This is a genomic window from Paenibacillus tianmuensis (assembly GCF_900100345.1).
In the GTDB taxonomy this organism is placed as follows: Bacteria; Bacillota; Bacilli; order Paenibacillales; family NBRC-103111; genus Paenibacillus_G; species Paenibacillus_G tianmuensis.
Genome location: NZ_FMTT01000013.1, coordinates 82885 through 104364, shown reverse-complemented (window position 1 = coordinate 104364; position 21480 = coordinate 82885). Strand labels below are relative to the sequence as shown.

1 protein-coding gene is annotated in these 21480 nt (G+C 59.2%); it reads left to right on the top strand.

All coding sequences use genetic code 11. The features are described from left to right. The first annotated feature begins 17 nt into the window (after positions 1-17). Positions 18-21443: a non-ribosomal peptide synthetase gene (locus tag BLO51_RS11075; protein ID WP_167670181.1), complete on the top strand. Its 21426-nt coding sequence runs from the start codon at positions 18-20 to the stop codon at positions 21441-21443. The last annotated feature ends 37 nt before the right edge of the window (positions 21444-21480 follow it).

Below are 21480 nucleotides of genomic sequence, written 5' to 3'. Positions count from 1 at the left end.
AGTTGCGGAGGGATATGATGAATCAGTTTCAAACGTTAGTCAATGTCCTGCAAGACCGAAGCAGGCTGGCAACAAGAGGCATCACTTATATTTCCGGAGACCGGCAGGAAGAGTACGAGTCTTACGGAACCTTGCTCGACCGGGCGCTAATCGTGCTGTATGAGCTGCAGAGCAGCGGCATGAAACCCGGGGATGAATTGCTGATGCAGATTGACGATAACCGCACATTTTTGTCGGTGTTCTGGGGCTGCCTGCTTGGAGGCATCGTACCGGTGCCCGTCACGGTAGGCAGTAACGACGAGCACAAAATCAAGCTGTTCAAAATTTGGAGGACGCTGAATCGTCCTTATCTGATAAGCGATGCCAAAGCGTTGGACTATCTGGAGAAATACGCCGGGCAAAACGAACTGCAAAATGTGTTCGAAGAGATGAAGCAAGCGGTTTTATTTACGGATAAACTTAATTATTCCTCTCGGAATAGAGGGGATATAATGCCGCTCAAAGCGGAGCAGCTTGCCTTCATCCAGTTCTCCTCCGGGTCGACGGGCGACCCGAAAGGGGTTATGCTGACGCATGAAAATCTGGTCCACAATATTCGCGATGGCGCATCGGGGGCGCGCATGGACGAGCAGGACAGCTACCTCGGCTGGATGCCTCTGACGCATGATTTAGGCTTGATCGCTTTTCACTTGACTTGCGTCATCGCCAATGCCAACCAGTTCATTATGCCGACGGCGCTGTTTATCCGGCGTCCGACCTTATGGTTGAAAAAGGCGTCCGAGCACCGGGTGACCCAGATCTGCTCTCCGAACTTCGGCTATAAATTTTTCCTGGCTCAATATAAACCGGAGACGGCCGTAGACTGGGACTTGTCGTATATCCGCATCGTTTACAACGGCGCCGAGCCGATTTCTACCGAAGTTTGCGATCAATTCCTTGATGCTATGGAGCAGCACGGACTCCGGAGATCGGCGATGCTGTGCGTCTATGGGATGGCGGAAGCCTGCGTCGGCGTTTCCCATCCACCGCTCGAAGAAATGTATTTGCCAATGTACTTGAATCGGGAGCAGTTGAATATCGGCAAGGCGGTCGTGCCCGTCGAGCCTTCCGACAATCGCTGCGTAACCTTCGTCGATGTCGGTTATCCGCTCGCAAGCTGCCATATCCGCATCTGCGACGATGACGACGCGGTACTGGCCGACAATGTCATCGGACACATTCAAATCATCGGAAAAAATGTGACTTCCGGCTATTACAACAACCCGCAAGCGACGGCCAAAGTGAAGACGGCGGACGGCTGGCTCAGGACCGGCGATCTGGGCTTTATGCGCAGCGGGCGGCTGGTCATCACCGGACGGGCGAAGGATATTATTTTCGTGAACGGCCAGAACGTTTATCCTCACGATATCGAGCGGGTCGCCGAGGAAGTCGACGGCGTGGAGCTTGGCAAGGTGGCGGTGTGCGGCGTTCATGACGCCGGGGTAGGACAGGACCGCATTGTCGTCTTCGTTATGCATACGAAGAAGGTCGAGGATTTCGTTCCGGTCGCCCAAAGGCTAAGGAAGCACTTGAATTATCGGGGCGGCTGGGAGCTTCACGATATCGTGCCGATCCGGCGTATCCCCAAAACGACGAGCGGCAAGGTGCAGCGTTTCAAGCTAGCGCAGGAGTATGAAGCCGGGCAGTTTCAAGCAGTCTCGGAGCAGCTGGCAGAGCTGCTGCGGAAGGAGAAAGAGGCCAGGCCCGTCGCTATCCCGCAGAACGAAGCGGAGCGAAAGCTGCTGGACATCTGCAAGCAAATTTTGCAGACCGATGCCATCGGCACCGACGAAAGCTACTTTGATCTCGGCGCGAATTCGTTGCAGCTGACGCAAATGGCGGAGCAGCTGGAAAGCCAGCTCGGCGTGAACATTGCGGTGACCGACTTCTTTTCGTATCCCACCATCGCGAAGCTGGCCGCTTATATCGCCGAAGGAGAGCAGGAAGCGTCTGCGGAGCATGACCCCGATGCGGCCAGCCCGGCGGACCGCGATATTGCGATCATCGGCATGGCGGGCAAGTTTCCCCAAGCGGATACGCTGGAGCAGTTCTGGGCGAATCTGGCGGAAGGCAAAGATTGTATAAGGCCCTTTAACGAAAAAAGAATGAAGGATGCCGCGTCCTATATGGCCCATCTGTATACCGGGGACCGGAATCTTCAATCCGTGGAAGGCGGTTATTTAGACGAGATCGATACGTTCGACTACTCGTTCTTCCGGCTGACGCCACGCGAAGCTTCGCTGATGGACCCGAACCAGCGTCTTTTTCTCCAGACGGCGTGGAGCGCTCTCGAAGACGCGGGATATGGCGGAACCCCGCTGTCCGGCAAAAAAGTCGGCGTATACGTCGGATTTTCCAAAACGAGCTTCGAATACGAGCGCTTGTTGACGGAAGTCGCGCCGGAAACGCTGCCTCATTTTGTGCTCGGCAACCTGCCGTCGATCATTTCGAGCCGCATCGCTTATCTGCTTGATTTGAAAGGGCCTGCGGTCACGGTCGACACCGCTTGCTCGTCTTCGCTCGTCGCGGTGCATCTCGCCTGCCAGGCGATTCTCGGCGGGGATTGCGAGATGGCGCTCGCGGGCGGCGTCAAGACCATTCTGCTGCCGCACAAGGCGGGCATCGGCATGGAATCTTCCGACGACCGGGCCAGAGCGTTCGATGACAATTCGGACGGAACGGGCTGGGGTGAGGGGGTCGGGGCCGTGCTCCTGAAGCCTCTGCGCAAAGCCGTGCAGGACGGGGACAACATTCTTGCCGTGATTAAAGGGACCGCGATCAATCAGGACGGAAGCACGGTCGGCATCTCCGCTCCGAACGCCTCGTCGCAAGCGGAAGTGATCGCGCAGGCTTGGCGCAGCGCGCGCATCGATCCGGAAACGATCACTTACATCGAAGCGCACGGGACAGGGACGAAGCTGGGCGATCCCGTCGAAATCGACGGCATGATGAAAGCGTTCCGCAAACAAACACAGCGCAAGCAGTTTTGCGCCATCAGCACGGTGAAAACGAACATCGGGCATCTGTACGAAGCAGCGGGGATCGCCGGTTTGATCAAAGCGGTGCTGTCGCTTCGGCATCGGCAAATTGCCCCTTTGGTGCATTTCCGTCAGCCGAATAGCAAGATCAGCTTTGAGGAATCGCCGGTTTACCCCGTCACGGAACTGACAGACTGGCAGCCGAACGGGATTCCGAGAAGATGCGGCATCAGCTCGTTCGGATTCAGCGGGACGAACTGCCATATGGTACTGGAAGAGTATGTTCCTGACGATACGGCGCCGGTTCTGCCGAATTCACCCGAAAGCGGGCCGCTGCTGTTAACCTTGTCGGCGCGCAGCGAAACCGCGCTGCGGACAATGATCGAGCAGTATGCGGAGCTGTTCGAACGCCGGCCGGAGCTGGATATGCGCAGCGTTTGCTTTACGGCGAATACGGGGCGGAGCCACTTGACGCACCGGATTGCGGTGACCGCTGCCGGAGCCTCCGAGCTGCGGGCGAAAGTGATTCGGCTGCATAACGAAGGCTTGGCGGAGGAAGGCGTATATCGGAGCGGAGCCGGTGGAACGGTTGCGAATCCGTCCGTGGAAAGGGACGCGGTGCCCCTGCGTCTGGATACGGAGGAGGGAGTGACGCAAACCGCCTTGCATTATGTACAGGGAGCCAAGATCGACTGGAGCTCGGTGTATGCGGATCGGCGTTATCCGAAAGTGGCGCTGCCTACGTACCCGTTCGAACGGAAAAGATGCTGGATCGATGTGCCGGCGGTACGGCCTGAACGCAGCGTCAAGACGACAGCCTTGGCAGCGATAGCTGAGATAGCAGAGGAGCGTGTTCAATTGATGTACGACCATTCCGGCCCAGGGGCCGTTTCCGATCTCCATCGGCAAACGGTCGCAAGTTCCCTGATGCAGATGATCCGTAACGTATCGCAGCTTGACATGGACGAGCTTCAACCGCAAACGCACTTTCTGGAGCTCGGACTGGATTCGATCATCTTAACTCAGGTGCGGCACGGCATTAAAGATACGTTCGGACTGGATATTCCGATGAGCAGCTTCTTCGAATCGTTAACGAATCTGGAGCTGCTGACGGATTACATCGCGCAGCATACGGCGCCGACACAGCCTCTTGCCCCGCAAGTCCAGGAGGAGGGGAATGTGCCGGTTCTGGCAGCTCAACCGTCAAGCCAGATTCCGATTTTGCCGGTAGTACCCGCACCTGCGCCCGGCTACTACGTGGAGGCTCCTGCGGTCGCAGCGGAATCGTATTTGCCGCTTCCGGGTAGCGTCGCCTCTACCGGGGCGGAACGCATCATGGAGCAGCAGCTCCGCCTGATGTCCCAACAGCTCGACGTGCTGCGGCAGTATCCGGCTCCGGTACCGGCCGTCCTGAACCGGCAGCCTGCGCCCGAGCCTATCTCCGCTGCCCGGCCGGACAGCTTCGTTTATGCCGATGCGAGCAGGGAAGTGGCGGCCGCATCAAGCGTTACCGCTGTCCGCCATCCGGACAGCGCCGAGGCGAAGCCGTTCACGCCCTTCAAGACGATTGACGTGAAGGTGCGCGAATCGCTGCCGTTCCGGCAAGAGCAGCATCTGCGCGATTTGATCGAACGGTATACGGCCCGCACCCGCCGGACGAAGGAATACACGCAGCAATACCGCCCCGTCTATGCAAACAACCGCAATGTGGCGGGTTTCCGGCCGGTGTTGAAGGAAATGGTGTACCAGATCGTGGCGGAACGCGCCGAAGGCTCCAAAATCTGGGATCTGGACGGCAACGAATATATCGATCTGACCATGGGCTTCGGTGTCAATTTGTTCGGACACAACCCGGATTTCATCCGGGAGAGCATTGAAGCCGGGCTGCAAAACGGCATGTGCGTCGGTCCGATGTCCAATCTGGCCGGACAGGTAGCCGAAAGCATAAGCAAAATGACGGGTGTCGAGCGCATCGCGTTGTTCAACACCGGCACGGAGGCCGTGATGGTGGCGCTGCGTCTGGCCCGGGCGGCAACCGGACGGGCGAAGGTCGTGCTTTTTGCCGGATCGTATCACGGCACGTTCGACGGCGTGCTGGCGCTCGGCAGCTCCGGAGCGGATCAAGAGCACTCCGTGCCTTTGGCGCCGGGCATCCTGCAGCATATGGTCGACGATGTGGTCGTGCTGAATTACGGCACGGAAGAGGCGCTGGCTTATCTTCGCGCGCATGCGCATGAGCTAGCAGCCGTGCTCGTGGAACCGGTGCAAAGCCGGCGGCCCGACTTCCAGCCGCAGGCGTTTCTGGCGGAGATCCGCCGGATTACGGCGCAATCGGGCACCGCGTTTATTTTCGACGAGGTGATTACGGGCTTCCGCGTGCATCCCGGAGGCGCACAGGCGTGGTTCGGTATCCAGGCCGATCTTGTGACCTACGGCAAAGTCATCGGAGGCGGCATGCCGATCGGCATCGTAGGTGGGAAGGCGGCATTTATAGACGGGATCGACGGCGGCTTCTGGCGCTTCGGCGACGATTCGTATCCGCAGCAGGAGCAGCGCCGGACGTTCGTTGCCGGCACCTTCTGCCATCATCCGTTGGCGCTGGCGGCGGCTCTGGCCGTGCTGGAGAAGCTTGAGCAAAGTGGAGGGAAGCTGCAGGCCGAGTTGAATGCCAGAACGGCAGCCTTGGCGGCGGAGCTGAACGACTATTTCGTCCAAGGCAACGTACCAATGAAAGTGGTTCACTTCGGTTCTTTGTTCCGCTTCGTGCTCAAAGGCGATTTGGAGCTGTTCTTCTACCATATGCTCGATAAAGGGGTCTATATTTGGGAGGGCCGCAACTGCTTCCTGTCGACGGCCCACTCGGAAGCGGATATCCGGCGGATCGTACAGGCGGTGAAAGACAGCATCCGGGAGCTGCGCGACGGCGGCTTCTTGCCGGATGTGCCTCCGGACGGCAGCGATCCGGGGAAGCGATCCTTGCCTGCACCGGAATCGCGGGATAAAGGGCCTGATGCGGTCATTTCCTTGACGCCGGAGCAAAAGCAGCTGTGGTTCGCTTCGATGTCCGGCCGGAGCGAAGCGCAATCGCTGCACGAGACCGCGCTGCTTCGGCTGCGCGGGCCTCTGCGCATCGATGCGTGGAGCGAAGCGGTCAACGCCGTCGTCCGGCGGCACGAAGCGCTGCGCACCCATATGAGCGGAGACGGGGAGACACAGGCTGTCGCACCCGAGCTGACGATTCGCATTCCACTGCTCGATGTGAGCGACTGCGCTGCGGATGTGCAAGAGCAGCGCCATCGTGAATGGCTGGACCGGAATGCGGAAGCGCCGTTCGGCATGTCGGCGGGCGAGCCGTTGTTCCGCATCGGTCTACTGAAAAAATCCGGGGACGAGTATGTCGCGCTGTTTACTTTTCATCATTTAATCGCCGACGGCTGGTCCATGGGCGTGTTCATCCAAGAGCTGGAGCGCATTTACTCCGCGCTCGTACGACAGGAGAGCTGGGCGCTCCCTGCCCCGGCCGCTTTCCGGGACTATGCCGCTTGGCAGCGGCATAAGCTTGAGCAGCCGGAAAGCCGGGAAGCCGCAGCGTACTGGGCGGCTTTGTCCGACAGACGGCTTCCGGTGCTGGAGCTGCCGTCGCTCCGGCGGGGAACGTCGGTGCCGACCTCCCGCGGAGGCCGGCATACGGTTATGCTGGACAGCCGGCTTGCGAAGGAGTTGAAAGCGGCCAGCATGCGGCAGGGCAGCAGCTTGTTCGTGACGCTGCTGTCCGCGTTCCAGCTGTTTTTGCACCGGCTGACCGGGCTGCGGCAGATCACGGTAGGCATACCGACGGCCGGACAAGCGCAGATGGAGGCTTTCTCGCTCATCGGCAACTGCGTCAATCTGCTGCCGGTAGCGAGCGAGGTCAAGCCGGAGCTTACGTTTGCCGAATATGCGCAAGCGGTCAAGAACGGAATGAACGAGATCGAACCGTTTCAGCCCTACAGCTTTGCCGCCTTGGCGGAAAGGGGACTCGGGCATTTGCCGGCGATCACGACCGTCTTCAATATGGACCGTCTGCCGAGGCTCCGCTTCCACGGATTGGATGCGGAGCTGCTGCCGAACCCGATTTCGTACAGCAAATACGAGCTTTTCCTGAATGCGATCGAGATCGGAAGCGAGCTGCGGCTCAATTTCGATTACAGCGCCGATTTGTTCCCGGCCGAAACGATCCGGATATGGGCGCGGTACTATGTGCATTTGCTGCTTGCGATCGGGCAGGAGCAGACGCTGCGCCTCTCTGGGCTTGCCTTACTGAGCGCCGGAGAAATCGCGCAAAAATGGGCGGCGTGGGCCGCCCTTGCCGATGCGGAAGGCACCTATCCCTGCGTGCTGGATACATACCTTCAGCCGGTTCCGTCAGAAACGATGGGGGAGCTGTATATCGTGCGGCCTAAGAATGGGAATTCCCGGAACTCCCGGGACTCCTTTCTTCGCACCGGGGAATGGGTGCATTGTGCGGAAGACGGAAAGCTGACGCCTGTCGGGAAAACGTCCCGTTTTGTCCGGCTTCGCGGACATCAAGTCAACCTCCAGCAGCTGGAGGAGCACGTACGTCGTACATTCGGTCTTCAAACTTGCGCCTTCACCGTTCGCTCCGAAGCAGATACGGACACCACTGCCGATTTGACCGCATACATCGTTGCCGATCTATCGCACCCTTGGGAGGAGTCCGAGCTCAAGCAAGCGATGAGCGCAGCGCTCCCGGATTACACGCAGCCCCGCTACGTGGTCAAGATGGCGAGCCTCCCGCTTATGCCAAGCGGAGAGCCGGACTGGTCGCAGCTGCCGGAGCCCGGGGAAGGAGGCGGCTTCACCGCAGCCCCCGATGTTCACGGCGGAGACGCTACGGAGGAGACGCTGGTCCGCATCTGGAAGGAAGTGCTTGGGGCGGCGAACGTGGGCCGTCGCGACAACTTTTTCCAGCTAGGCGGCGACTCCCTGAAAGCAACGGTGATTTTGTCCAGAGTGAATAAAGAATTCCATGTACAAATTCCGCTAGCTCACTTGTTCGAGCTTCAAACGATAGACGAGCTGGCCCAATACATCCGGGGCGGGGAAAAGGGCGACTACACGCCGATTGTGCCGGTGGATCGCCGGGAGGCGTACCCTGCGTCGTCTTCGCAAAAGCGCATGTACGTGCTGCAGCAGCAAGGCGACAGCACGACATATAACATATCCGGGCAGCTTAAGATCGAAGGGGAGCTGGATACGGCGCGTTTGATCGAGGCGCTCCGGCACGTATTCGGGAGGCATGAGTCGCTGCGCACTTATTTTGCGCTGGAGGAGGGCGAGATCGTTCAGAAAATTAGCCCGGACGCTGTGCTGAACGTCGAGGTGACACGGATTAGCGAAGAAGAGGCGGATGAAGCGCGAGCGCGGTTTGTCCGACCGTTCGATCTCGGCCTGGCTCCGCTGTTCCGCGCCAAGCTGCTGCAATTGGCAGCTGACAGCTTTACGCTTTTGGTCGATATGCATCATGCCGTGGCTGACGGATTTTCGATGGCCGTGCTGCTGGACGAGCTGCTTCAAACGTATCAGGGAAGGCAGTTGGCGCCAAGGAACGTGCATTACAAAGACTATGCCGTCTGGCAGCAGAACCGGATCGCCGAGGGCGCTTTTGAGCAGCAGGAAACGTATTGGTTAAGCGAGCTTGCCGGCGAGCTTCCGGTGCTGAACATGCCGACCGATTATCCGCGCCCGCAGTTGCAAAGCTTTGAAGGAGACACCTTTTCTCTGAAGCTGGACCCCGGGCTGACGGCATCGCTGTACAAGCTGGCGCAGGAGTCGGGAACGACGCTGTATATGGTGCTGCTGGCGGCGTACAGTGTCCTGCTCGCCAACTATACGGGACAAGACGATATCATCGTCGGAACGCCGGTATCCGGCAGAAGACATGCGGACACGGAAGCCGTGATCGGGATGTTCGTCGGTACGCTCGCCATGCGGAATCGACCGAAACGAGAACAAACGTTTGGTGAATTTTTACAGGACGTCAAGCGGCAGGAGCTGCTCGCCTTCGAGCATCAGGATTATCCGTTTGACGAGCTGACGGAGAAGCTCGGATTCGTGCGGGATTTGAGCCGCAACCCGATTTTCGACACGATGTTTATGCTGCAAAATGAAGCGGTGCACACGCTCGAAGCCGGCGGTCTGACGTTCGAATCGGAAGAGTTCAACCCCGGCGTGTCGAAATTTGACTTCTCCTTAAGCGTGACGGCGGACAAAGCAGGACTTTCCTGCACCTGGGAATATGCGACGAAGCTGTTCAAGCCGGAAACGATCCGGCGGATGGCGGAGCATTACGTCCGCGTGCTGGAGGGCGTCATTAATTGTCAAGAACTGCGGCTCTCCGATATCGATATGCTGACGGAAGCGGAAAAGCGGCAGCTTCAGCGCGTTTCCGGCGAGACGGCGCTGCTGTATCCGGAGGCTAAGACGATCTGCGAGCGGTTTGAGCAGCAGGCGGCCCGGACGCCGGAGCGGACGGCGCTTGTGTTTGGCGGGCAGACGATGTCGTACGGGGAGCTGAACCGCCAAGCCAACCGGTTGGCGCATCGGCTGCAAACGCTCGGCGTCGGGCCGGATACGCTGGTCGGCGTCTGCTTGGACCGCAGCCCGGAGCTGGTAGCGGGGCTGCTCGCCGTGCTGAAAGCCGGAGGCGCTTATGTGCCGTTGGACCCAGCGCTGCCGCCGGAGCGGCTTGGCTACATGACGGAGCGCGCGGGGGTGAAGGCGCTTGTAACGAAGCTGGCTTGGGCGGAAGGGCTCGCGGTTCGGCCTGATTTGGCGGTCGTATGTCTTGATGACGGAACGGCAAGACTGGAAGCGGAGCCTGAGCATAACCCGGACAGCAAGGCGGGAGCCGGGCATTTGATGTATGTGATCTTTACTTCCGGTTCCACCGGGACGCCGAAAGGAGCAAGCGTCTACCGGTCCGGCTTCGAAAATTTGCTTCAATGGTACACCTGCGAATTTGGCATGACGGAAGAGGACCGGGTGCTGATGATCTCATCGCCCAGCTTCGACCTGACGCAAAAGAACTTTTTCGCCCCGCTCGTCATCGGAGGCCAATTGGTGCTGCTGCCGTCCGGTCCGTATGATGCCGCCGAAGTGGCTTCGCTGATCGAGCGGCATGGGGTTACGCTCTTGAACGGGACGCCGAGCGCGTTTTATCCGCTGCTGGACATTACCGCGTCGGCGGGCTATGGGCCGCTCGCGACGCTGCGGCACGTCTTCCTCGGCGGAGAGCCGATTGCGGCCGACCGCCTTACGGCATGGACGGCGTCGGAAGCGTGCCGGGCCGAGGTGGTCAATACGTACGGTCCGACGGAGTGTACGGATGTGACGGTGTACGGCCGTTTGACGAATATGCCGTCCCTGGTCGGCAAGCCGGTGCCGATCGGCCGCCCGGTGGCCGGCACGCGCGTATATATTTTGAACCGGGAGCTGGGCTTGCAGCCGATGGGGCTGCCGGGTGAGCTGTGCATCGCGGGGGTGCAGGTCGGCGGCGGCTATGTCGGCGACGCGGAGCTGACGGCCGACAAATTCGTGGCGAACCCGTACGGGGACGAGCAGGCGCCGGTCTTGTACCGCACAGGGGATCTGGCGCGGTATTTGCCAGACGGAACGATCGAGTATTTGGGTCGGATCGACCATCAGGTCAAGCTGCGGGGCTACCGGATCGAGCCGGGTGAAATTGAAGCGGCGCTGCGGGAATGCGCAGGCGTCAAAGATGCGTTCGTGATGACCCGGGAGGATAGGCCGGGGGACATCCGGCTCGTCGCTTATGCCGTGCCGGAAGAGGGGGCCAAGGAGCGGGCGGCGTCCGGGCTCCCAGCGCTATGGCGCAGCGAGCTGCGCCGCAAGCTGCCGGACTACATGGTGCCGACGGCTATCGTTGTCATGGCAGAGCTTCCGCTATCGCCCAACGGCAAAGTCGACCGCAAAGCGCTGCCGGCGCCGGAGGTCGGACTTGTTGCGGATGCCGACTACGTCGCTCCGCGTACACCGGTAGAGGCGAAGCTGTCGGAGCTGTGGAAAGAAGTGCTCGGCCTGTCCGCCGCCGTTGGCGTCAAGGACAACTTTTTCGATCTCGGCGGCCACTCGCTGCGGGCGACCACGCTGGGCGCGAAAATTCACCTGGTGCTGAACGTATCGCTGTCGCTGCGGCAAATGTTTCAGCATCCGACGCTTGAGCTTATGGCGCAGGCGATTGAGCAATTACAGCCTAGCCCTTATGCCGACATTCCCGTCGCCGGGCAGCAGGACACGTATCCGCTTTCCTCGGCGCAAAAACGGTTGTACATTTTGAGCCAACTGGAAGGAGTCGCGACTAGCTACAATATGCCGGGCGAACTGCTGATGGAAGGCGAGTTGGATGCGGAGCGGCTTGAAGCGGCGTTTCGCGGGCTGCTCCGTCGTCATGCCACGCTGCGCACCTCCTTTGAGCTGGATGCGGACGGCGAGCCGGTTCAGCGCATTGCGGAGACGGCGGATTTTACGCTGGAGCGCATCCGGGTAAGTGGAGAAGGGGAGGCCGCAGCGGCAATGGCCGGTTTTATCCGGCCGTTTGATCTGGGGAAAGCGCCGCTCCTGCGGGCGGCTTTGGTGGAAGAAGCGCCGCAGCGGCACCGACTGCTGGTTGATATGCACCATCTGATTTCCGACGGAGTGTCGATGAACATCCTGCTGGAAGAGCTGGCGCAGCTGTATGAGGGCAACGAATTGCCGGCGCTGCGCCTTCAATACAAGGATTATGCGGTGTGGCGGCAGGCGGATGGCGACAGTGAACGGATGAGCAAGCAGGAAGCGTATTGGTTGGAGCAATTGGACGGGGAGCTTCCGATTCTTGAGTTGCCGACCGATTATGCGAGACCGCCTGCCCGCAGCTTTTCCGGTGGTACGCTGTCCTTCACGATCGATTCGCGGCAGGCGGACCGGTTGAAGCGGCTCGGCTCGCAGGCGGGAGCTACCTTGTTTATGGTGCTGCTCGCCGCCTATACGACGCTGCTGTCCAAATACAGCGGACAGGAAGATATGATCGTCGGAACGCCGATCGCAGCCCGACCGCATACCGATCTGCAGCCGATGATCGGGATGTTTGCAGGAACACTGGCGCTGCGAAGCTATCCGGTGGGCGAGAAGACGTTCTTGGACTACTTGCAGGAAGTGAAAGAGCTGGCGCTGCGAGCGTACGAGAATCAAGATTACCCGTTCGAAACGCTGGTGGAGAAACTGAACGTGAAGCGGGACATGAGCCGCAATCCGGTGTTCGATACGATGTTCGTCTTGCAAAATACGGAGACAGTCGCGCCCGGGTTTACATCGCTCCGCGTAAGTTCGCACGAGAGCGAGCATCCTATCGTGAAGTTCGATTTGACCTTTACCGCTGCTGAGGAAGCGGGCGGCATTGCGTTCAGCATCGAATATGGCGACCGTCTGTTCAAACGGGAAACGATCTCGCGCATGGCGCAGCATTTTATTCAGTTGATCGAAGAAATCATTCAGACCCCCGAAGCGAGGCTTGCGTCCTTGAACATCCTTACTGTCCATGAGCGGACGCAAATTTTGGAGACGTTCAACGAAACGGCGCTGCCATACCCTGCGGACATGACGATCCACGGTTTGTTCGAACGGCAAGCGGCGCTGACGCCGGAGCAGGTTGCGGTTGTGTTTGAAGACCGGCAGCTTACGTACCGGGAGCTGGACGAGCGGGCGAACCGGCTGGCGCGCACGCTTTTGGCCAAAGGGATGGAGGCCGAGCAACTAGTTGCCATTATGACCGAGCGGTCGCTGGACATGGTTACCGCCGTACTCGGCGTGATGAAAGCGGGCGGCGCATACGTTCCGGTCGATCCCGAATACCCGGAGGAACGCATCCGCTACATGCTCGGCGACTCCGGCGTACGGCTGCTGCTGACGCAATCGCATTTGCGGGATCGCATGGCGTACGGCGGCGAGCTGCTTCTGCTGGACGACGAGCGGAGCTATAGCGGCGACGGGTCTAGTCCCGGGGGGGTTGTCGATCCGCATCAGCTGGCTTATGTCATCTATACGTCAGGTACGACCGGCAAGCCGAAAGGTGTGCTGGTTGAGCATCAAGGCGTGTGCAACTTCAAGCTGTTTTGCGAGCACACTTTGCAAATTAGCGAGCGGGATCGCATCGTGCAGTTTGCGAGCTTTTCGTTCGATGCTTGGTGCTCGGAGTTGATTATGAGCTTATTGACCGGAGCAGCGCTGTATGTGCCCGATGCTTCTGTCATAGCGGATTACCGTCTGTTTGAGCAATATGTTCACGATCACGGGATAACGGTCGCGACTTTGCCTCCGACCTATGCCGTTTACTTGAATCCCGAGCATATGCCCGAATTGAAAACGCTCATTACGGCGGGTTCCGCATCCTCCGGCGAGCTTGTTCAGCAGTGGAAGGACCACGTTCGCTATTTTAACAACTACGGCCCGACCGAGGACTCCATTTGCTCGACCGCGTGGGCTTATACAGACCATACGCCGATGGAAAAGACGGTGCCCATCGGCCGGCCGATCCCGAATCATCAAGTCTTCATTCTGAGTGCGCATAACGCGCTTGCTCCGATCGGCGTGGCCGGAGAGCTTTGTGTCAGCGGTATCGGTCTGGCCAGAGGCTATCTGAACCGCCCAGACTTGACGGCGGACAAATTCATGCCGGTTCCGTTTGCCCCTGAACAGTGGATGTACCGGACGGGCGATTTGGCCCGCTGGCTGCCGGACGGCAGCATCGAATATTTGGGCCGGATCGATCATCAGGTCAAAATTCGCGGCTATCGCATCGAGCTCGGCGAGATTGAAGCGCAGCTGCTGAACGTGGCAGCGGTACAAGAGGCGATCGTTCTGGCACGCACGGACGAAACCGGGCAAACGTATTTGTGCGCCTATTTTACCGCTGATGGGGAGCAGGCGGCCGGGGCGCTGCGCAGCGAGCTGGCGCGGGAGCTTCCGGGCTATATGGTGCCGGCTTTCTTTGTTCAGCTCGAGGAGATGCCGCTGACGCCGAACGGCAAAATCGACCGCCAAGCGCTGCCTGCGCCGGAGGGTATCGTGCCTACAGGCGCAGAGTACGCTGCTCCGGGGACGCCGGTGGAAGCGAAGCTGGCGGAGCTGTGGCAAGAGGTGCTTGGGGTGCCGAGCGTCGGGATCAGGGATAACTTCTTCGAGCTCGGCGGTCACTCGCTTCGAGCGATGAGGCTGGCGGCCCATATCCAAAAAGAAATGCATGTAAATGTGCCGCTGCAGGACGTGTTCGCCGCCCCGACCATGGAGCAGCTCGCGGCTGTCATCGAAGGGCTCCGGCAGCAGACATTTGCAGGCATACCGGTTGCCCCCGTGCAGTCGCATTATCCCGTATCTTCGGCACAGAAGCGGCTGTACGTCTTGCAGCAGTTCGAAGGCGGGGAAACGAGCTACAACATGCCGGGGGTAATGCTGCTTGAAGGCGCGCTGGACCGGGAACGGTTCGAGGAGGCGTTCCGTGGGCTCATCCGGCGTCACGAGACGCTGCGGACTGGCTTTGAGCTGGTAGACGGCGAACCGTTCCAGCGGGTGTACTCCGAATCCGAAGTGGAGTTTGCCGTGGACTACGCCGAGAGCAACGGTGGGGAAACGGATACGCTGGATAGCATCCGCCAATTTGTTCGGCAGTTCGATTTGCGGCAGCCACCGCTATTGCGGGTGGGCTTGATTCGGTTGGATCCGGACAAGCCTGGTGTGAATCAGGAGCCGGAACGTTATCTGCTGCTGTTCGATATGCATCATATCGTCTCGGATGGCGTGTCGATGGGCATTTTAATAAGCGAGTTCGGCCGGTTATACGGCGGGGAAAAGCTGCCGCCGCTGCGCATCCAATACAAGGATTACGCGACGTGGCAGCAGGCGGAGCTGTCCGGGCAGCGAATGAGCAGTCAGGAAGCGTACTGGCTGAATGTGTTCCAGGGCAAACTCCCTGTGCTGGATATGCCGACGGATTACGCGCGTCCGGCCGTGCAGCGCTTTGAGGGAGGGCTTGTTCCCTTCGCGCTAGGTTCGCAACGAAGCGACGCGCTGCGGCAGCTTGCGAGCGCAACCGGCACGACCTTGTATATGGTGCTGCTGGCGGCTTACACGGCGCTGCTGTACAAATACACGGGGCAGGAAGATATCGTGGTGGGCACCCCGGTGGCGGGTCGAACGCATGCGGATGTGGACGGACTGATCGGCATGTTCGTCGGGACGCTGGCGCTGCGCGGCTATCCGGTCGGGGAGAAGACGTTTCTGGATTACTTGCAGGAAGTCAAGGGCATGACGCTCCAAGCGTTCGAGCATCAGGACTACCCGTTTGAAGCGCTGGTCGAGAAAGTAGGCGTTACGCGGGATTTGAGCCGTCATGCGCTGTTCGACACGATGTTTGACATGCAGCATGGGGTGGCGGAACAACATACCGTACATGGGTTGGAACTCAAGCCATATGAAATCGAGTCGAAGACGGCGAAGTTCGACCTTAGCTTCCAAATAACGGTAGATGAGGCAGGGACGCTTACGAGCAGCATCGAATACGCTAGCTCGCTGTACAGCGTGGATACGGTCCGGAGAATGGCCGGTCACTTCATGCAGCTCATCGACGGTATTTTGGCGGCTCCTGAGGCGAAGCTGTCGTCTTTCGAGATCGTCACGCCGGAGGAAAAGGCGCTGCTAACGGGCCCACCCGACGATAGCGGAGTCGGCTCCGTATCTTGCGACTGGCAGGAGAAGACGATCCATCAGCTGTTGGAGGAAGAGGCGGAGCGGACGCCGGATCAAGTGGCGGTCATTTGCGAGGACGAGCGGCTCACTTACCGCGAGCTGAACGAGCAGGCGAATCGGCTTGCGCGCACCTTGCGGGCCAAAGGGGTGCAGCCGGACCAGACCGTCGGCATCATGGCCGAGCGCTCGCTTGCGATGGCCATCGGGATGTTCGGGATTTTGAAGGCGGGAGCCGCTTATGTGCCGATCGATCCGGACTACCCCGAAGAGCGGGTTCGCTACATGCTGGACGATTCGGGGGCACAGCTGCTGCTAACGCATCGCCGCTTGCAGGAACGTGCGGCGGATGCCGCGGAGAAAGTGTTGTTTCTGGATGCTTCCGAAGCCTATGATGCCGACGGAACAAACCTGGTGCCCACAGCGCAGCCGCATCATCTGGCCTACGTCATCTATACGTCGGGAACGACGGGGAAACCGAAGGGCGTGATGATCGAGCACCGGCAGGTCATCGCTTTGTCCGAAGCATGGAAGCAGGAGTATCGGCTGCGGGAGGAACCGGTACGGCTATTGCAGTGGGCAAGCTTTTCATTCGACGTGTTTACGGCCGATATCGTGCGGTCACTGCTGAATGGCGGCCAGCTCATCGTATGCCCAAGCTACGCTCGGCACGACCCGGAGGCGATTTACGGGCTGCTGCAGCAGCACCGCGTCACGATGTTCGATGCGACCCCGGCGCTTGTCATTCCGCTGATGAATGACGTGTATGAGCACGGGCGGGATATCGGCTTCCTGAAAACGCTCATTGTCGGCTCGGATCAATGTCCGGTAGGCGATTTTCAGCAATTAAACGACCGGTTCGGTGCATCGATGCGGATCGTAAACAGCTACGGGGTAACGGAAGCGTGCGTCGATTCAAGTTATTATGTTCAGCAGACGGAGGACGTCGGATCGCATCCATATCCGTATGAATACCGGAGTTTGCCGATCGGCAAGCCATACGCGGGCGTGAGAATGTATATTTTAAGCGCAGCCATGGCGCTACAGCCGGCTGGTGTGCCGGGCGAGTTGTATATCGGCGGACGCGGGGTGGCGCGGGGGTACCTGAACCGTCCAGAGCTGACCGCGGAGAAATTTGTATATGACCCGTTCGAGCCGGGCAGGCGGATGTACCGGACGGGCGATGCGGCGAGATGGCTGCCGGATGGCAACATCGAATATTTGGGGCGGCTCGACGATCAGGTGAAAATCCGCGGCTACCGGATCGAGCTGGGCGAGGTGGAAGTGCAGCTGCTGAAAACGGAATCCGTGCAGGAAGCAGTTGTCATCGCACGGGAGGACGAAACCGGACAAAAGCAGCTGTGCGCGTATGTGGTGTCGGATCGCGAGCTGGCGATAGGCGAACTACGGAAGGCGTTGTCGCAAACGCTGCCCGAGTACATGATTCCATCCTATTTCGTGCCCCTTCCGCAGCTGCCGCTGACGCCAAACGGGAAGGTAGACCGCAAAGCGCTTCCTGCTCCGAAGGAAAGCATGGCTGCGGACACGGACTATGTCGCTCCATGCACGGCCGTGGAGCAAGCGCTGGCTTCCGTCTGGCAGACGGTACTCGGGATCGAGAAGGTCGGCGTGAATGATCGCTTCTTTGCGCTGGGAGGCGACTCGATCAAAGCGATTCAAGTTTCGGCGAAGCTGCATCAAGCCGGGTACAAGGTGGAAATGAGACATTTGTTTGCTTACCCTGCGATTGCGGAGCTGAGCGCGCATGTCAAGCCGATTACCCGTATGGCGGACCAAGGGGAAGTGAAGGGCTGGGCGAAGCTGACACCGATTCAAGCATGGTTTTTCCGGCAAAACAATGCTGCGCCGCACCACTATAACCAAGCCGTTATGCTGTACCGGGAGCAAGGCTACGATGAAGCGGCGCTTCGGAAGGCGGTGCGGAAACTGGCGGAGCATCATGACGCGCTGCGCACGGTATTTCGACAGACGGAAGGCGGTTATGCGGCCTGGATTCGCGGCATCGACGAAGGCGAGCTGTACACTTTAGAAGTCATGGACTTCCAGAAGGCAGCCGACAACGTCGCGCAAGCGATTGAAGCAAAAGCGAATGAGATCCAGAGTAGCATCGAGCTCAGTACGGGGCCGCTTATCAAGCTGGGGCTGTTCCGCTGCGCGGATGGGGACCATCTGCTGATCGCGATTCACCATCTGGTCGTTGACGGGGTATCATGGCGCATTTTGCTTGAAGATTTGGCCTACGGCTACGAGCAAGCCGTAAGCGGACAGGCGATCCGGCTTCCGGACAAGACGGATGCGTTCCAGACGTGGGCGGAGCAGCTCGCGGGTTATGCGAACATTCCGGCGTTGGAGGCGGAGCGGGCGTATTGGCAGCAGCTCGAACAGTCTGAAAGCAAGCCGCTCCCCCGAGATGTTGAACAAGCCGGGCAGGAGCAAGCATACGGGCTCATGCGGGACAGCAAAACGGTGACGGTGCAGTGGACGCGGGAGGAAACGGAGCAGCTGCTGAAGCAGGCGCACCATGCCTACAACACTGACATCAACGACCTGCTGCTGACCGCGCTGGGCATGGCGGTGTACCGTTGGACGGGAATCGAGCGGGTATGGGTCGGTCTGGAAGGACACGGAAGAGAGGCCGTCCTGCCGGATATCGACATCGCGCGCACCGTCGGCTGGTTTACGAGCGAGTATCCTGTGGTGCTGGAGATGGGAGCAGGCGGCGGTCCGGGCGATTCCGATACGCTCGCTTACCGGATCAAACGGGTGAAAGACAGCTTGCGACAAATTCCGAACAAAGGAATCGGCTACGGCATACTGAAATACTTGTCCGAAGCGTCCGAGGACGCCCGCTACGCAGCAAAGCCGGAAATCAGCTTTAACTATTTGGGCCAGTTCGATCAAGATTTAACTCAAAATGCGCTGCAAGTATCGCCTTTTGCATGCGGCTCGGAGATTAGCGGGCAAACCGAAAGGTCCCATGCGCTGGATATTAGCGGCAGTATCGCAGGCGGAGAACTGGCGCTTACGGTCAGCTACAGCGGCAAGCAGTACCGGCGGGAAACGATGGAGCGGCTGGCTGGGTTGCTACATGCCAGCCTTCAGGACATCATCGCGCACTGCGTGGCAAAAGAGAGGCCGGAGTTGACGCCAAGCGACGTCGTTTTCAAAGGACTTGCCGTGACGGAACGGCTGCGGCGCATCGGTGAGATCGAAAGCGTGTACGCGTTAACGCCCTTGCAGCAAGGGATGCTGTACCACCGACTGCTGAACCCGGAATCGGAAGCATACTTCGAACAAACGGCGTTTACCTTGTGCGGAAGCTTGGACATCAGAGCGTTCAAGCAAAGTTTGGACGTCGTGGTGCAGCGTCATGACGCGCTGCGGACGAACTTCTATAGCGGATGGAACGGTCAACCTTTGCAGGTGGTGTACCGCAACAAACCGGCCGGCTTTGTTTATGAAGACGTGAGGGGGTGGAAGGAAAGCGAGCAAGAGGCGCATATCCGTGCGCTTACGAAGACAGACAAGCTCCGCGGCTTCGAGCTAAGCGAAGAAGCGTTGCTGCGCGTGTCGATTCTGCGAACCGGCGACGAAACGTACCGTTTCTTGTGGAGCTTCCATCAGATCGTGATGGATGGCCGGGATACGGGGCGGATCATCGAAGAGGTGTTCGCGGTGTACTCCGCCTACCGGAAGCAAGCCCGGCCGGAACTGGGCGCGGTCAAGCCATACAGGCGGTATATCGAATGGCTGGAGGGGCAGGATCTTGCCGCGGCATCCGCTTACTGGAGCCATTATTTGGCGGGCTACCGCCATCAAGCCGTGCCGCCGCGGGTTCAGGCCCAAGGACAGCAAGGGGCAGGGTGTGCGGCCGAGCGGCTAACAAGCAGCTTGGGAAAACGGCTGACCCGGGAACTGCGCAATACGGCAAAGCAGCATCAGGTGACGGTAAATACGCTGCTCCAAACGGCGTGGGGACTGCTGCTGCAAGCCTATAACGGCACGGACGACGTTGTATTTGGAACCGTCGTGCCCGTCAGACCGGCGCTTGTGCCGGGCATGGAAACGATGATCGGGGTGCGCAGCAATACGATCCCGGTCCGTATCCGCAGCGGGGCCGGGGCAACGGTGGCAGACGTCATGCGAAGCGTTCAGGAGCAGGCGTTGTCATCCGAAAAGCACGCTATGCATCCGCTGTATGAAATCCAAGCGCTTAGCGCTCCAAAACAGCAGCTAATTAACCACATTCTCGTATTCGAAACCGATAGCCCGTCTTCGGTCGCGGCCGAAGCGGCGGCAAAGGCGGCAGGGCTGGAAATGAGCGGGTTCCGGACCGAGGGACAGACGAGCTATGATCTGACTGTCATCATGCAGCCGGGCAATGACATGCGCATCCGATTCGATTACAACGCCCAGGTATATGAACGCGAAGTGATGGAACGCCTGCAAGGGCACTGGATGCGGATCTTGAAACAACTCGCGGCGAATCCGGACGTTCGGGTGCAGGAGCTTCAGCTGCTGTCCCCCGCCGAAGAGGAGCAGTGCCTGGCGGGCTTGGTTGGTACGGAAGCTGAGCTGCTGCAAGGAGCGATCGTGCATTCATCTTCTACGGAAGATGCCGCGAACGCTTTAGCGGAGTACGTGGCGCCGCGAACGCCGGTTGAAGCGAAGCTGGCGGCGCTGTGGCAAGAGGTGTTAGGAGCTCCGCGCATCGGAGTGAGGAATCGTTTCTTCGAGCTTGGCGGTCATTCGATCAAAGCGATGCAGTTGACCGAAAAGGTCAACACCGTCATGGGGGCAGAGCTGTCTCTGCGTGCCGTCATTGCCTCGCCGACGATTGAAGAAATGGCGGCGCTGCTCTCTTCCGGGCAAGTCCAGGATGACGGCGACGGGCCGATGAAGCTGAACGAGCGGGGACGGATGAACGTCTTCTGCTTCCCTCCCTCAGCAGGCTACGGGCTTGTGTATAACGAAATGGCCAGGATGCTGGAGGATCAATATGTCGTCTACGCATTCGATTTCATCGAAGGGTGGCGCGATGAGGAGGAGCTGTTAAACCGGTACGTCGATGCGATTGTGAGCGTTCAGCGCGAAGCGCCTTATGTGCTGTTAGGCTACTCGCTCGGCGGCAGTTTAGCCTATCAGGTCGCCAAGACGATGGAGCGCAGGGGATATGCGGTATCGGATATTTTGTTGCTTGATGCCGATAGACGGGATGGGACGAAGAAACTTTCCGGCGAAGAACTGGAACGGGGAGTCGATGCCATGCTCGAAATCGTCTCCGAACGGAACGCGTCCTTTTTGGCCAATCGGGCCGACTGGGAAAAGGCCAGGAGCAAAATTTTGGCATATGGCACATACAGCGGTCAATTGATCAATGACGGAGCGGTTCGGGCCAACCTGCACGCTTTCATTACGGAAATGGAAGCTGCCAGAGCCGAGGATTGGAACGAGGCGACGACAGAAGAGGTCGTGGAGTACGCGCTGATTGGCGGTCACCTTGACATTTTTGAACCAGCCAATATTGAGCATAATGTCCATGCGATCCGGCTCGTCTTGCAAGACATCGTTCGGGATAAAACTCTCGCAGCGGACTCCGTACGCTAACGGAAAGCCCTCTTGTTTAAGCCTTTTGGGCGAAACA